This window comes from Ilumatobacteraceae bacterium (genome assembly GCA_033344875.1).
Classification (GTDB): domain Bacteria; phylum Actinomycetota; class Acidimicrobiia; order Acidimicrobiales; family Ilumatobacteraceae; genus Ilumatobacter.
In genome coordinates this window covers 1,293,952-1,308,642 of sequence record JAWPMO010000001.1, presented here as the reverse complement: position 1 = coordinate 1,308,642, position 14,691 = coordinate 1,293,952, and the positions used below count along the sequence as shown (strand labels likewise).

Genomic DNA, 14,691 nt, shown 5'->3' with positions numbered 1-14,691 from the left:
GCGGTGCCGACCCCCATGGCAGCGGCGTCCGGGATCGGCCTCGGATCCCCATGCCGCGAGCCACGAGGAGTACCCACCCATGCGCATCGGATTGATCCAGGTCACGCAGGAGACGAGCAGCTTCAACCCGACGCTGACGACGCTCGCCGACTTCGAGTCGTTCGGGATCTACGAGGGCGCCGAGATCCTCGAACGGCAGGAGAGCGCCGGCCTGGTCGGGGGGTACCTCGAGGGCATCCGCCAATCCGGGGTCGAGGTGGAAACGGTCCCGATCGTCCGCGGTGCGGCTCGCTCCGGCGGGCGGCTCGCGACCGAGGTCTTCGACTTCTTCGACGGCAAGGTCCGTGACGGGCTCGCGGTGGCGGGACAGCTCGACGGGCTGGTCATGCTGCTCCACGGTGCGGCCTCGGCGGAAGGCAACGACGACGTCGAGGGGGCGCTGCTGCGAACCGCCCGAGACGTGGTCGGACCGGAGCTGCCCCTCGGTCTGATGCTCGATCACCACGCCAACGTGACCCAGGCGATGATCGACCACGCCGACGTCATCGTCGGGTTCCGGACGCAGCCCCACGACCAGTTCGAGACGGCTCGCGATCTCACGAAACACGCCGTGCGGCTGTTCGCCGGCGAGATCGCTCCGACCACGGCGTGGCGCAACCTCCGCATGATGACCCACCAGGAGCAGTACCTCACCTCGCGCGGCCCGATGAAGATCCTCTTCGATCGTGCCCGTGAGATGGAGCAGGACCCTCGGGCCGTGGCGGTGTCGCCCTTCCCGATGCAGTGCTGGCTCGACGCCGAAGAGGGGGGATGGTCGATGGTCGTCGTGACCGACGACGATCAGGAACTCGCCGAACAGTTCGCGGACGAACTCGCCGACCTGGCGTGGCCGATGCGACACCGGTTCCAGGAGACCGAGAGCCGCCCGGTCGACCGGGCGGTCGCCGATGCCGATGCGGCCGAGACCGGCCTCGTGATCCTCAGCGACACCGGCGATTCCGTGCTGGGCGGCTCCGGTGGCGACAGCACCGTGCTGCTCGAGTCGATCCTGCGAGTCGGCATCACCAACCGAGCGCTGATCCCGATGATCGATCCGGTCTCGGCGCCGCAACTCGCCGCCGCCGGCGTCGGTGCCACCGTCACCTTGGAGCTCGGCGGTCGGTCCGCCCCGTTCTTCACGCCGCTCGAGGTCACCGGCGTCGTCCGAGCCGTGTCCGACGGGATCGTCGAACTCAGCGACCACGCCGAGACCGAGATCGACATGGGCCACACGGTCGCCTTCGAGGTCGGGCCGGTCACGTTGCTGGTGAGCGAGTACGCCGGCGTGGCCGGCATCCACCCGGACGTGTACCGACACGTGGGCATCGAACCGACCGAGTACCACATGATGGTGATGAAGACCGCCTCGAACTTCCAGTACATGGCGCCATTCACCTCGACGATCATCCGCGCCGCGACCCCGGGGCCGACCCAGTCCGACATCGCTGCGCTGCCGTGGGAGCGCATCCCGCGGCCGTGTTTCCCGATGGAGGCGATCGAGTCGTGGCGGGGATGAGTCCGTCTGCCGACCCGTTCGAGCTCACCGGTCGAGGTGCGATCGTCACCGGCGGCGGTACCCACCTCGGCAAGGCGATGGCGCGAGCCATGGCGGGCCGTGGCGCTCGGGTCTGCATCGTCGGGCGACGCGAACACGTGCTCGCCGACGCGGTCGAGGACTTGACCGCCGACGGCCTCACGGTGACGTCACGCACACTCGACATCACCGACGACGATCGAGTGGGACGAGTGATCGGTGACATCGCCGCCGACCTCGGTGACCTCTCGGTCATGGTCTGCAACGCGGGCGCATCGGCCGAAGACCGGTTCCCGCCCGACCAGCCGGTCGAGACGTTCCTCGCGACGATCCGATCCCACCTCGTCGGCACGTTCTCGTGTGCCCAGGCGGCAGCCCGGGTGATGCGCGACGCCGGCACCGGTGGATCGATCGTGACGGTGTCGTCGATGCAGGGCTCGGTCGCCTCCGACCCACGCCTGTACGAAGGGCTCGACCTCGCCCAACGATCCGGGCCGGGCTACCAGTCGGCGAAGGCCGGCATCATCGGGTTGACCCGCAACCTCGCCGCCGAGTTGGGCCCGCACGGGATCCGCGTCAACTGCATCAGCCCCGGCTTCATCCCCCGGTCCGACGCCAACCCCGAGTTCGTCGAGCGCGGTCGCGCCGGCAACGCGCTCGGCATCGTCGGCGAACCCGACGATCTCGCCGGCGCGGTGTTGCTGTTGGCCGGCGACGCCGGACGCTTCATCACCGGGCACAACCTCGTCGTCGACGGCGGATGGACGATCTGGTGAGGCTCCCGACGCCCGTCAGGTGAGCGAGGCGTCACGGGCCAGCACGCGGCCCGGCAGCGCGGTGCCGAGCCCGTCGGGCGACACCACGACCTGACCGTTGACGATCACCCATTCGATGCCGTCGGGCGAACGACGCTCCTCGTAGGTGGCGCGATCGGCCACGGTCGCATGATCGAACACCGTCACGTCGGCCCAGCAGCCGACCTCGATCAGGCCACGACCGGTCAGCCCGAAACGCTGCGCCGGGATCGACGTCATCTTCCTGACCGCAGCGGCGAGGTCGAACAGACCCTCGTCGCGCCCGTACTGGCCGATCACACGTGGGAAGGCGCCGAGCAGCCGGGGATGCGGCACGCCGCCGTCCTGCGGGATCCCGTCGCTGCCGATCATCGCCCTCGGGTGGGAGAGCACCGTGCGCATGTCGTCCTCGTCGATCTCGAACTTGACGCAGATCGTCTCGGTGGCGCGCAGCCCGGTGATGATCCGCCGAGCGACCTCCGAGATCGTGCAGCCTTCTGCAGCGGCGATCGCGGGGAGCCGGCGACCCTCGAATTGCGGGAAGTCGGGGCAGTGCGTGATCTGCACGATCTCGAGCCGAGCGGGATCGAGCGCATCGACGTCGAAGTACTGCTCGAACGGGCCGGAACCCGCCATGTAGGGATAGACGTCGAACCCGACGTCGACGCCGGCGGCGTGGGCGGCGTCGATCTTGGCGAGCGCACCACCGATCGAACCCCAGTTGTCACGCCCGACGCACTTGAGGTGTGAGAGTTGCACTCCGGTCCCGGCTGCCGCTGCGACGGTGAACGCCTCGTCGATCGCGTCGAGCAGGTGCTCCGCCTCGTCGCGGATGTGGCTGCAGTACAGCCCGCCGCTCTGCGCTGCAGCGGTGGCGACCTCGACCAGGTCGTCGGTCACGGACGATCGCCCCGGTTCGTAGATCAGGCCCGTCGACACGCCCAGAGCGCCCTCGTCGACCGACCGTCGCACGGCGTCGACGATCCGGATGCGCTCGAGACGACCGGGGCGACGATCAACCTGCGGGTCGACGTGGCGACCGACCGTGTTGTGGCCGACGAACGTGGCCATGTTCGGGCCGATGCCCTGTTGGCGCAACGCGTCGGCGTACGTGTTGAACGAGTCCCACGGGCCGTCGATCGAGAGCAGGTCGGGAGTCGTGTGCCCGGGGCGATGTGGGAACGCGCTGAACCCACAGTTGCCGCAGATGACCGACGTGACGCCCTGGAGCATCTTCTCCCGATTGAACGGGTCCCGCCGCAGTTGCATGTCGTCGTGGGTGTGTGCATCGATGAAGCCGGGAGCGACCACCTTGCCGGCGGCGTCGAGGTCGTGGCGCGCCGCGCCCACCTCGCCGATCTCGACGAGTCGGCCGCCGTCGATGCCGACGTCGGCCGGGAACGGTTCGGAACCCGTGCCGTCGACGACGACACCGTTGCGAATCGCCAGATCGATCATGTCCGGCACCCCCGGAGCAGCTCGATCGTCGACGCGCGGCGCATCGGCGAGGGGGAGGGGTGCGGTCGGTGATCGGTCGGCATGGGGAAGCTCCTCGAGGGATAGCGTGAATGAATGATGCAGACGGGCCAGTCAGTGCGGAGCCGGTGTCGATGACCGCCGATTCCGTCCAGACCGACTTCGAGCAACGCCTCGGCGATGCAGGAATGGTGGCGATCCTGCGTGGCCTCAGCCCCGATGCCACCACGGCCCTGGCGCTCGAGTTGCGCTCGATCGGGGTGCGTCACATCGAGGTCACGATGCAGGACGAGATGGGGTTGGCGGCGCTCCGCCAGACGATTCAGGAGTGGCCCGCCGGACCCGACACGATCGGCGCGGGCTCGGTGGTGTCGGTCGAGGGCGCGCAGCTGGCCGTCGAAGCCGGGGCATCGTTCCTCATCTCGCCCGGCCTGTCGGCAGCGGTCGTCGAGTTCGCTCGCGACAACGAGGTCGCCGTGCTCCCCGGCGTCGCGACACCGACCGAGGTGCAGCACGCGATCGCGCTGGGGCTCTCGGCGGTCAAGCTGTTCCCGGCCGCGCAGCTCGGCGGGCTGGGGTACCTGCGGGCACTCGCCGGGCCGTTCCCGAGTCTTCGTTTCGTCCCGACCGGTGGGGTCGACGTCGACAACGCCGACGACTATCTGGCGCAGGGTGCGCTCGCCGTCGGCATCGGCGGTCGGCTGACCCAACCCGGCGGCGTCGACGCGGTCCGTCGCTGGGTCGAGGCCCGGCCGAGCTGAGACGTCCCGTCGCGCAGCGCCGGCGTCAGCCGTCATCGGTCGCTCCGTCGGGATACTCCATCTCGGCCCACTCGTGCGACGAGAGCGCGAGCAGTCGTTCGATCTCGTCCCACGCCAGGGGGTGGCCGACGTCGTTCGGGCTCGTCACGGCGCTCATCGCGGTGATGTGCCCGAGCCGCTGGCACCGATGCACGTCGTCCGGGTACCGCACGATCCCGGTGAGGTAGCCCGCCGCGAACGCGTCGCCGGCACCCATCGGGTCGACGACGGTGCCGCGAAGCGCCGGTTCCGAGTGGGCCACGTCGTCCACGAACGTGGTCACGTCGATCGCGCCGTTCTTGACCACGAGCCGGCGCGGTCGGTCGATCAGGGCGCGCACGTCGGCCGGAGTCGTGAGACCCCACACCGCTTCGGCCTCGTCGAGTCCGACGAACACCACATCGGCTCGGTTGGCCGCATCGGCCAGCAGGTCGGCTGCCGACGGCTCCGACGACCACAGCGCCGGTCGCCAGTTGACGTCGAAGGAACGGATCGCCGTACTCGGAGCGTCGAGCAGCTCGAGCACGAGTGCACGGCACGACTCCGACAACGCCATGGTGATCCCGGTCAGGTGGAGCACGGCGGTGTCGAGGCATCCGCCGACGTCGATGTTCGACGTCGACATGCCCGATGCCGCCGAGCCCCGCCGGTGGTACTGGACGCGAGGCTGCGTGCCGGGAGCTCCCTTGAGCATCAGGCCGGTCGGCGCGTCGGCGGTGACCGTCACGTCGCCAGTGTCGACGCCGCTGTTCGCGATCGCGGCGTGCACCAGCGGGCCGGCGACGTCATCGCCGAGCCGGCTGACCCAGCCGGCGCGAAGGCCGAGCGCTGCGACGTTGCGGGCCACGTTCGACTCGGCCCCGGCGATGTCGGACGAAAACGTCGTCGTGCCGGGCACGGGCGACAAGCTCAGCATCGACTCGCCGAGCGCCACGAGGTCGAACCGGTTGTCCGGTGGTCGCGAGGCTGCTGGTTCCATCATGTCCGATCGGGTACCGGGGTGTAGGCCACGGTGTGGGCGGCGGCTGCGGCCACGCCGCCGACCTCGTCGATCCGGCGCGACTGATCGAGCTTCGCGCGTGCGTCGACCGCCACCGGGTCACAGATCTGCCGCAGGCGGCCGGCGCAGTCGGCCAGCACGTCGGCGCAGTCGGCCCGGCCGGCGAGGTCGGTCGTCTCGGCCGGGTCGAGGTCGAGGTCGAAGAGTTGTGGGCGTTCACCGATGTACTCGACGTACTTGTACCGGCCGTGCCTGATCATGAAGCTGGCCGCGGTCGATCCGTTGGCGTGGTATTCGGCGAACACCGAGCGCTCGGCGGCAGCGAGCGGCTCAGGTCGGAGGAGCGAGAGCCCTGGCAGTGGGGCGTCGGAACGCGGCTCGATTCGGGCCGCATCGAGCATGGTGGGCACGAGATCGATGTGCGAGACCGGCGTGTCGACCACCCCGGCGGGGGCGCCGGGACCGGCGAGCAGGAGCGGGACCCCGACCGACTCCTCGTTCATCAGGTGTTTGAACCACAAACCGTGCGCCCCGGCGCTCTCGCCGTGATCGGAGGTGTAGATCACGACGGTGTTGCCGGCGTGCCCGGACGCGTCGAGCGCATCGAGCAGCTCACCGACGTTCGCGTCCATGAAGCTGCACAGTCCGAGATACGCCTGGAGGGCCCGTCGGCGCTCGTCGTCGGAGAAGCCTCGATCGATGCCGAACGACTCGCGGAACACCTCAACGGCGGGATGGTCCCACGCCAGGAGGTCGTCGGGTGGGAGGCCGAGCTCGGGGTCGTCGTACAGGGCGAAGAACTCGTCGGGGGCGATCAGCGGGAAGTGGGGAGCGACGAACGAGACCATCAGTGCCCACGGCCCGCGGTGGCTCTCCTCGTCGAGATAGCGGACCCCGGCGGCGGTGACTGCGCGGTCGTAGCGGGTGTAGTCGCTCTCGCCGGCGCCGGCCCCGAGGATCCCCTCGAAGCCCGGAACCGTCGGCACCGCACCCTGCGGCCGCTGGGCGATACCGCGAAGATCGCCACGGCCGGCGATGTGCATCGGGAGGCGCTGGTCCGGGAATCCGGTGTCGTCGGACGGGTCCCGGTAGTGGAGCTTGCCGATCGTGGTCACGCGGTAGCCGGCGTCGCCCAGATGATGCCCCCAGCTCGGGTGGTCGCCGACGTACGGAGCGGCGTTGTCCCAGTTGCCGATCTCGTGGACGTAGCGTCCGGTGGCGATGCTCGCCCTGGCCGGCACGCAGATCGCGCTCGTGCAGTAGGCGTTGGAGAACGATGCCCCTCGGGCTGCGAGGCGATCGAGGTTCGGCGTCCGGACGACGTCGTCGCCCGCATACCCGGCCAGCTTCGGATTGTGCTGGTCGGACATGATCAGCAGGATGTTCGGTTGCGAGGTGTTCATGCGCACTCTGGCCCGTCGTTCGAGATGTCGTGGGTGTTCGTGGCGCCGGATCGACCGACTCGATCGAGTCGGTCGACCCGGCGCTGAACGAGAGCGGGCCGGCCCGTCGCCTCCGACGCTGGAGTGACGGACCGGCCCGATCGGCCCTCCGGGGGGTGAGGGCAGGTGGGTGACCGCGGATTACGTCAGGCGGACGTTCTCCATGATCAACATGCTGTCGACGGTGACGTCGAGGCCTTCGACGTTGTCGGCGACCGCGTTGACGGCCTGGTTGTAGGCGATGTTGATCACCCACGACAGCTCGAGCATCACCTCGCGCAGGTCGGCGAACGCAGCCTCCTGTGCTTCCGGCGTGAGTGCCGATGATGCGGCGTCGACCGCGGCCACGTACTCCTCGGGCAGTCCGTCGGGCCAGCCGCGGTTGTCTTCGAGGCGGAACGTCGAGTTGCCCGTCATGCGAGTCGGGTACTTGGCGAGGTTGCCGTTGAAGTTGGTGATGATGCCGTAGTCCTTGGCGACGTACAGCTCACCGAAGGCAGCCGCATCGAGCGCGTTGATCTCCAGGTCGAACCCGATCGAGGCGAGGTCCGACTGCAGGATCTGTGCCATCAGCACCATCGGCGGCCGTGAGGTCGGGACGTTGATGATCGCGGAGGTGGCGGCACCTTCGGCGACACCGGCCTCGAGCAGTTCCTTGGCCTTGTCGAGGTCGAACGCGTACGTCTCGTCGAACGAGGCGTCGTATGCCGGCGAGCTCTTCGCCCACGGCAGTACCGCCGTCTCACCCTGACCGAACAGCGCGGCGTCGAGCATGCCCTGACGGTTCGTCGCGTACTGCAACATCTGCCGCATGTTCTGGTTGTCGAACGGCGCGCGGTTGGCGTTGAGCTGGAACGCGTACGTCAGCGATCCCGGGTAGCCGCTGAGGATGTTGTCGTCGCCGAGGTCGGCGGCATCCTTCTTCGGGATGTCCCAGGCGACGTCGATGGCGCCGGAGTTGTATGCGGCCAGCAGCGCGTCGTCGTCACCGAAGACGAGGTACTCGATACCGTCGAGGTACGGGCCCTCGGTGCCCCAGTAGTCCTCGTACGCCGAGAGGGTCACCTTGACGCCCGGGTCCCAGGACTCGAACTTGAACGGACCGGAGCCCGAGCCGCGAGTCGGCAGGTCGGCGATGCCGGCAGGGTCGGTGATCGAGACCGCCTGCAGGATGTCGGTGATCGCGAGGTCGGGCAGCGGCCGGAAGAGCTCGATCAACACCGTGCCCTCGTCGACGGCCGTGACCGATTCGATGTCGACGGTGAAGCCGAGCATGTTGCTGCCGACCTCCGGGTCCATGGCCCGCTCGTAGGTCGTGACCACTGCGTCGGCGTCGACCGGGCCGCCGTCGTGGAACGTGACGCCCTCTCGCAGGGTGACCGTCACCGACGTGTTGTCGTCGGCGATCTCCCAGTCGGTCGCCAGGCTCGGCAACGCGTTGAGATCGTCGTCGTACCGGATGAGGGCGTCGTACATCGCCATGATGGACGGGAAGTGGCCGAAGGTGAGGACGAACGGGTCGAAGGTCGTCACGTCGGAGACGTACCCGACGCGCAGGACCCCGCCGGTTTCGGCAGGGTCGTCGCTCGGTTCGTCGCTCGGCTCGCTGGCGTCGTCGTCGCCGTCATCGGCGGGTTCGCTGTCGCCGTCGTCGGCGGGTTCGCTGTCGCCGTCGTCGGCGGGTTCGCTGTCGCCGTCGTCGGCGGGTTCGCTGTCGCCGTCGTCGGCGGTGTCCTCAGCCGTCGCCGGCTCGTCCGCTGCGTCGTCATCGCCTCCGCAAGCGGCGGTGACGAGCGCGAACGCCATCACCAGGCCGAAGATCGGCCGACCTCGTCGGTGGTTTCTCATGGGGTGTCCCTTTCAGGTTGTGTGTTCACGATGCCGGGGTCGCCACTCGGGGTGGCATCCGGCGGTGCTTCGTTGTCATGCATTCGAACGGGTGACAGCGGTCCTCCAAGCCGCCGCCAGACGTGTCATCCGCTGTTACCGGCGCGGATCCTGGGGTTGAGAAAGCTGTAGAGCACGTCGGTCGCGAGGTTCACGAGCGTGAAGATGACGACCACGACGAGGACCGAACCCTGGACGACGACGAAGTCGCGGCTCAGGATCGCCTTCAAGATCAGTCGGCCGATGCCGGGGTAGTTGAACACCGACTCGGTGACGAGGGAACCACCGAGGAATGTGCCGAACTGGATGCCGACGACCGTCAACGTCGGGAGCGAGGCGGCACGGAACGCGTGCTTGTACACGAGTTTGGCCTCGTTCACGCCTTTGGCCCGGCCGGTTCGGATGTAGTCGAGACCGAGGACCTCGATCATCGACGCCCGCACGAACCGGGCGATGACCCCGGACACGAAAAAGCCGAGTGTGAACGCCGGGCCGATCGTGGCCTTGAACGCGCCGCCGGGGTCCTCCCAGACCGGGATGTAGTCGGATGCGGTCGGAAGCCATTCGAGCGTGACGCCGAACACCAGGATGAACACGATGCCGACCACGAACGTCGGAACAGCGAGGCTGAACGACGAGTAGCCGGCCACCGTCTTGTCGACCCACGAGCCCTTGCGGCTGGCGGCCAGCAATCCGAACGGGATGCCGAGCGCGAGCCCGATGATCATCGTGGCGATCGTCAACTGGATCGTCGCCGGCATGCGGTCGACGATCAGTTCGGTCACCGGCTTCTGGCTCACCAGCGAGTTGCCGAGGTCGCCCGACAGCACCCGGCCGACCCAGTCGAAGTACTGGACGGGCAGCGAACGGTTGAAGCCCAGCTCTTCGCGAACCCGCGCCATCTGCTCGGCGCTGGCCTCCAGCCCCGTCACGGTCAGTACCGGGTCGCCGGGGACGAGATGGATCATCAAGAACACGCCGATCGACGCGAAGATCACGATCGGGATCAGTTGCAGAATGCGAAATCCGAGAAACCGAAGCATCAGCCACCCCTTCCGGCTGCCGAATCGAGGGCGTTGCCACCCCATGTGCGTTGGAGTGCCCGACCGATCGTGTCGATCGAGAGCACGGTCGCCGTCAGCACGACGCCGGGCATCAGGGCGTACCAGATCGACTGGTTCAGGTACGACTTCCCGAGCGCCATCGCCGTCCCCCAGGAGGGCGAAGGCGGTTGGGTGCCGAGACCGAGGAAGCTGAGGGCCGCCTCGAGCAGGATGGCGGTCGCCGCAGCGACGCTGGCCTGCACGATCAGCGGACTGAGTGCATTGGGGAAGATCGTGCGGAACATGAGGTAGGGGTGGGTCGCCCCCGCGCTCCTGGTCGACTGCACGAACTCCTCTTCCTTGGTCGCCAGCACGCTGGCTCGGGCGAGTCGGGCGAACGCAGGGATCGAGATCACGGTCACGGCGATCGTCGCCGGCCAGAACCCGTTGCCGAGCACTGCGGCGATCGTGATCGCCAGGAGAATGCCAGGGATGGCGAGCAGCAGGTCCATCGATCGCATGATGAGGGCTCCCGGGAGCCGCTCCACGTACCCGGCGATCAGGCCGGCCAGGCCACCGAGCACCCCGGCGATCCCGACGGCGATCCCTGCGGTCGCGAGCGAGATCCGTCCGCCGTAGATGACCCGGCTGAGCATGTCGCGACCGAGTTCGTCGGTGCCGAACGGATGCGACCAGGAGGGGCCGACGAGGATCGAGCTGAGGTCCTGCTGGAGCGGATCGTGTGGCGAGACGATCGGGGCGGCGATCGCCGCCAACGACAGCAGCACCAGGAATCCGACCGCGATCGCCGCCGGCTTCTCGTCCATCGACCAGCGGCCGAACGAGCGTGCCGCCGAGCGGAGTCGCCGCTTGCGCGGTGCGACCGCCGAACCCTCGGCCGGGGGAGCGGTGTCGGTGTCGACGGGGGTGGTCACGGCGCGGTCACCTCCACCGGCACGGCGCCGAAGTGGCACGCCACGTCGTGGACGGTGCCGTCGATCCGGGCAAACGGCGGGCTCACGGTCGTGCACACATCCTGGGCGATCGGGCATCGCAGTCGATAGGCACATCCCTCATCGGCGATGTCGATGCGGGCCTCCTTGACCTCGACGTCACTGCCCGCAGGGCCGTGCGGGTCGGTTCCGGGGATCGCCGCGAGCAGCGCCCGCGTGTAGGGGTGTCGCGGCGAGCCGTACACGTCGGCTGCGGCGCCCTGTTCGACGATCCGTCCGGCGAACATGACCGCGACCGAGTCGGCGAGCTGCCGGACGACGGCGAGATCGTGGGAAATGAACAGGTAGGTCAGACCGAGCTCGGCTTGGAGGTCGGCGAGCAGGTTGAGTACCTGGGCCTGGATGGAGACGTCGAGGGCAGAGACCGCCTCGTCGAGGACGAGCATCTTGGGCTCGAGGATCAGGGCTCTGGCGATCGCGATTCGCTGTCGCTGGCCGCCGGAGAACGCTGCAGGCAGACGGTTCCACTGGCTGGGGGACAGCCCGACACGACCGAGGAGCTCGCCGACCTTGTCGGTGCCGTCCGGATCGAAGAGCCCTTGGATCTTGAGGGGTTCGGCGACCAACTCACGGGCGGTGAGGCGCGGGTTGAGTGATCCGAACGGATCCTGGAAGACGACCTGGATCTCACGACGCAGGTTGCGCAAGTCGGTGCCGTTGGTGACCGCGAGGTCTCGACCGCCGAACATGATCTTGCCGCCGGTCGGATCGTGGAGTCGCAGGATCAGGCGGGCGGTGGTCGACTTGCCCGACCCGGACTCGCCGACCAGGGCCAGCGTCTTGCCAGGGTGCACGTCGAACGAGACGTCGTTGACGGCGTGGACCTGCCGCTTGGCGCCGGTGAACAGACCGCCGCCGATCTCGAACTTCTTGTCGAGGTTGGTGACGCTGAGCACCGGCTCGGCGTCGTCGCTGCTCGCGACGGTGATCGCCTGTGGTTGCGGCGTGTGGCGCGCGAGGTTGACGGCGACGGCTTCGATCTCGTCGCTGAAGTGGCACGCCGCGGTCCGACCGCCACCGACGTCGACGAGCGGGGGACGATCGGTGATGCACACGGACCGGCCGCGCGACACGTCGCAACGCGGCTGGAACGCACAACCGATCGGCAGGTCGCTCGGGTTGGGTGGTGTCCCCTGGATGGTCACCTGGCGTTCGGCTCGGTGGTCGAGCGCCGGCAGGCTGCGGAGCAGCGCCGATGTGTAGGGGTGCTGCGGGTTCTGGAAGACCTCGTCGACCTTGCCGGACTCGACGATGGACCCGGCGTACATCACCGCCACTCGCTCGGCGACCTGGGCCACGACCCGGAGGTCGTGGGTGATGAAGATCACGGCGGAGTCCGTTTCGCGCTGGACGACGCGCAACAGGTTGAGGATCTCCGCCTGGATCGTGACGTCCAACGCGGTGGTCGGCTCGTCGGCGATCACGACCTGGGGCTGGTTCGCGATCGCCATCGCGATCATGCAACGCTGGCGCATTCCGCCCGAGAACTGGTGTGGATACTGATCCAACCGTTCGTCTGCGTGGGCGATGCCGACGCTGGCGATCAGTTCGGCCGCCCGCGCTCGAGCCTTGGCCTTCGAGATCTGGCTGTCGTGGATCCGGATCGCCTCGATCAACTGGGCGCCGATCGTGTAGGACGGATGCAGCGAGGTCGCCGGGTCCTGGAAGATGATCGACACGTCCTTGCCGCGGACCCGCCGCAACACGCCGGGGTCGGCGGTGAGCAGGTCGGTGCCGTCGAACAGGATCTTGCCCGACGTGATTCGCGCCTGGCCCTTGGGGAGGAGCCTCAGGATCGACATCGCCGTGACGCTCTTCCCGGAACCGGACTCGCCGATGATCCCGAGTGTCTCCCCGCGGCGGACCTCGAGGTCGACCCCGTTGACCGCCCTGACCGGTTGGTCGGACGAGCCGAACTCGACGTTCAGCCCGTCGATGCGGAGGAGCGGGGCGTCGTCGATGGCTCGCGCGCCGGTGTCGGTCACCGGCGGAGCCCGTCGTTCACGCCTCGCCGACCCTGACCTCGTTCGGTCGCGGCGTGCTCGCAGTCGGCTGTGGTCATCCTGTCCCTTCCCGTGTCATGCAGGCCCTGTCCGTGTCATTCACAGTGCCCCAAGTTTCAGTGCGTGGAACCATACTGTCCCGGTGAACGCCGGTCAATGCCAAGCGCGCCAGGCTCACGATTTCATTTGATGAAGTGGGGGTTGCAGGCAGTGGTATGGTGTCCAGCAGCTGAGATTGAGCGCGCTGGGCGGCTCGTTCCCGGTGCAGGTGACCCGGCGGAACGGTCGGGCCCGGCCGGTTGCGGGGTCGGCTGGTCCGATTCACCAACACGATGAGGTCAATGATGACAACAGTGGAGAGTTTCCGTTACGACCGGAGCCGAGCGGAGCACGCTCGCCGCCTGGCGGTGATCGCCGGCGGGGTGAACTCGAACGTCCGGTTGCAGGGGTCACCGGTTCCGCTGACGATCGCCCGCGGTGACGGAGCGATGTTGTGGGACGTCGACGGCAATGCCTACGTCGACTACGCCGGCGGGATGGGTCCGATGGTCCTCGGCCACAATCATCCGGCCGTCACCACGGCGGTTCAGGAATGTCTGTCGACCGGTCAGTTGTTCGCCGGCCAGAACACGCTCGAGGCCGAGTTCGCGGAAGCGCTCGTCGGCGCGCTGCCGTGGGTCGAGAGCATCCGGATGGGCATGAGCGGAACGGAGATGGACCTGCTGGCCGTTCGCATCGCCCGGGCCGCCACCGGAAATCGCAAGGTGTTGCGGTTCACCGGCCACTACCACGGGTGGCTCGACCCGCTGTTCGTCAACATGGCCGCGACCCCCGACCAGAACGGGCCCGTTCCGCTCACCCCCGGCCAGTCCGTGTCGGCGGCCGACGACGTCGTGATGTGCGAGTGGAACGACCTCGACCAGGTCGCCGCCGTGCTCCGAACCGGTGACGTCGCGTGCGTGATCATGGAGCCGGTCATGTGCAACACCGGGCTGATCCCACCGGCCGACGGCTACCTCGAAGGCGTCAAGGAACTCTGTCGGCAGCACGGCGCGCTGTTGGTCGTCGACGAGGTCATCACGGGGTTCCGGCTCGGGCTCACCGGCGCCCAGGGTCTGCTGGGTATCAACGGCGACATCTCGATCTACGCCAAGGCGATCGCCTCGGGCTTTCCCTTGGCCGTGCTCGGCACCACGACGGAGTTGCTGGCGAGCGTCGGTCGCGGCGAGGTCAACCACTCGGGTACGTACAACACCGGCGTGTCATCGGTCGCGGCCGGGATCGCCACGCTCCGGGTCCTGATCGACACCGACCCGTACCCCGAGATCGATCGTCTGGCGCGACGTCTCGCCGACGGTTTCGTCGGGCTGGGTCAGCGTCACGGTCTCGAACTCGCCGTCGATCACATCGGTGGAGGCCTGCTCCAGACCCGCTTCGGGAAGTCCGGGCCGATCGCCTCGCGAACCGACTTCGCAGCGAACTCCGACGGGCCGATGCTGACCCGGTTCCTGGAGCTCCTGCAAGACCACGGCGTCCGGCCGACGGGACGAGGGCTGTGGTTCGTCTCGGCCGCCCACGACGACGATGCGATCGACCGCACCCTCGCTGCCGGGGATCGTGTGCTCGGCGAGATGGCCAACGCCGGGGCAGGCTGACCGGC

11 protein-coding genes are annotated in these 14,691 nt (G+C 68.4%); 4 read left to right on the top strand and 7 right to left on the bottom strand.

Features of this window, described 5'->3' with window-relative positions; genetic code table 11:
* Positions 1–79: 79 nt before the first annotated feature.
* Positions 80–1,555: a M81 family metallopeptidase gene (locus tag R8G01_06215; protein MDW3213569.1), complete on the top strand. Its 1,476-nt coding sequence runs from the start codon at positions 80–82 to the stop codon at positions 1,553–1,555.
* Positions 1,552–2,349 carry an SDR family oxidoreductase gene (locus R8G01_06210; protein MDW3213568.1) on the top strand — a complete coding sequence of 266 codons (798 nt, stop codon included), beginning with the start codon at positions 1,552–1,554 and terminating at the stop codon, positions 2,347–2,349. Before R8G01_06215 ends, R8G01_06210 begins: the two co-directional genes overlap by 4 nt.
* Positions 2,350–2,364: 15 nt before the next feature.
* On the opposite strand, the gene R8G01_06205 is transcribed toward R8G01_06210, so the two are convergent.
* Positions 2,365–3,825, bottom strand: a complete 1,461-nt coding sequence (locus R8G01_06205) for a D-aminoacylase (GenBank protein MDW3213567.1) — start codon at positions 3,823–3,825, stop codon at positions 2,365–2,367.
* A gap of 152 nt (positions 3,826–3,977) precedes the next feature.
* Here R8G01_06205 and R8G01_06200 point away from each other — a divergent pair, with 152 nt between their 5' ends.
* Entirely contained in the window at positions 3,978–4,604 is a 627-nt protein-coding gene (locus tag R8G01_06200) for a bifunctional 4-hydroxy-2-oxoglutarate aldolase/2-dehydro-3-deoxy-phosphogluconate aldolase (GenBank protein MDW3213566.1), read from the top strand.
* Between the two features lie 25 nt (positions 4,605–4,629).
* On the opposite strand, the gene R8G01_06195 is transcribed toward R8G01_06200, so the two are convergent.
* The 6 genes from R8G01_06195 to R8G01_06170 form a co-directional block, all read right to left on the bottom strand.
* Positions 4,630–5,625: a sugar kinase gene (locus R8G01_06195; protein MDW3213565.1), complete on the bottom strand. Its 996-nt coding sequence runs from the start codon at positions 5,623–5,625 to the stop codon at positions 4,630–4,632.
* A complete protein-coding gene (locus R8G01_06190; protein MDW3213564.1) occupies positions 5,622–7,046 on the bottom strand; it encodes a sulfatase-like hydrolase/transferase in 1,425 nt (474 codons plus the stop codon). The genes R8G01_06195 and R8G01_06190 overlap by 4 nt, the downstream gene beginning before the upstream one ends.
* Positions 7,047–7,226: 180 nt before the next feature.
* Entirely contained in the window at positions 7,227–8,933 is a 1,707-nt protein-coding gene (locus tag R8G01_06185; GenBank protein ID MDW3213563.1) for an ABC transporter substrate-binding protein, read from the bottom strand.
* A gap of 125 nt (positions 8,934–9,058) precedes the next feature.
* Entirely contained in the window at positions 9,059–10,015 is a 957-nt protein-coding gene (locus R8G01_06180) for an ABC transporter permease (GenBank protein MDW3213562.1), read from the bottom strand.
* Entirely contained in the window at positions 10,015–10,950 is a 936-nt protein-coding gene (locus R8G01_06175; protein MDW3213561.1) for an ABC transporter permease, read from the bottom strand. The genes R8G01_06180 and R8G01_06175 overlap by 1 nt, the downstream gene beginning before the upstream one ends.
* Positions 10,947–13,013 (bottom strand): ABC transporter ATP-binding protein, encoded by a 2,067-nt coding sequence (locus R8G01_06170; GenBank protein MDW3213560.1) that lies wholly within the window; start codon positions 13,011–13,013, stop codon positions 10,947–10,949. Before R8G01_06170 ends, R8G01_06175 begins: the two co-directional genes overlap by 4 nt.
* 359 nt (positions 13,014–13,372) lie before the next feature.
* On the opposite strand from R8G01_06170, the gene R8G01_06165 reads away from it, so the two are divergent.
* Positions 13,373–14,686, top strand: coding sequence for an aspartate aminotransferase family protein (locus R8G01_06165; GenBank protein MDW3213559.1), 1,314 nt, complete (start codon positions 13,373–13,375; stop codon positions 14,684–14,686).
* Positions 14,687–14,691: the final 5 nt, after the last annotated feature.

Excerpts from the sequence above, each read along its gene's own strand:
- R8G01_06165 (MDW3213559.1), top strand. The coding sequence starts at position 13,373 with ATGATGACAACAGTGGAGAGTTTCCGTTACGACCGGAGCCGAGCGGAG.
- R8G01_06205 (MDW3213567.1), bottom strand. The coding sequence starts at position 3,825 with ATGATCGATCTGGCGATTCGCAACGGTGTCGTCGTCGACGGCACGGGT.
- R8G01_06210 (MDW3213568.1), top strand. The coding sequence starts at position 1,552 with ATGAGTCCGTCTGCCGACCCGTTCGAGCTCACCGGTCGAGGTGCGATC.
- R8G01_06185 (MDW3213563.1), bottom strand. The coding sequence starts at position 8,933 with ATGAGAAACCACCGACGAGGTCGGCCGATCTTCGGCCTGGTGATGGCG.
- R8G01_06180 (MDW3213562.1), bottom strand. The coding sequence starts at position 10,015 with ATGCTTCGGTTTCTCGGATTTCGCATTCTGCAACTGATCCCGATCGTG.
- R8G01_06215 (MDW3213569.1), top strand. The coding sequence starts at position 80 with ATGCGCATCGGATTGATCCAGGTCACGCAGGAGACGAGCAGCTTCAAC.
- R8G01_06195 (MDW3213565.1), bottom strand. The coding sequence starts at position 5,625 with ATGATGGAACCAGCAGCCTCGCGACCACCGGACAACCGGTTCGACCTC.
- R8G01_06200 (MDW3213566.1), top strand. The coding sequence starts at position 3,978 with ATGACCGCCGATTCCGTCCAGACCGACTTCGAGCAACGCCTCGGCGAT.
- R8G01_06190 (MDW3213564.1), bottom strand. The coding sequence starts at position 7,046 with ATGAACACCTCGCAACCGAACATCCTGCTGATCATGTCCGACCAGCAC.